This is a genomic window from Streptomyces rubellomurinus (genome assembly GCF_000961885.1).
GTDB lineage: Bacteria > Actinomycetota > Actinomycetes > Streptomycetales > Streptomycetaceae > Kitasatospora > Kitasatospora rubellomurina.
Genome location: NZ_JZKH01000410.1, coordinates 1 through 206 on the forward strand (window position 1 = coordinate 1; position 206 = coordinate 206).

The following is a 206-nucleotide window of genomic DNA, read 5'->3' on the forward strand; positions in this document are numbered from 1 at the left end:
GACGTCCAAGTCGCCCTGCACACGGACGGGTTGAACGAGTGCCTGTCCGTCGAGGACACCCTCAAGGTGCTGGAGGGCCGGACCATCCACGCCTTCCACATCGAGGGCTGCGGCGGCGGCCACGTCCCCAACGTCCTCAAGATGGCGGGCGTGCCGAACGTCATCGGCTCCTCCACCAACCCCACCCTGCCGTTCGGCCGGGACGC

The 206-nt window shown here is 68.9% G+C and carries 1 pseudogene; it reads left to right on the forward strand.

Annotation, left to right across the window (positions count from 1 at the left end):
* Positions 1-206 (forward strand): annotated as a pseudogene (locus tag VM95_RS38405) (urease subunit alpha); the annotation flags it as partial.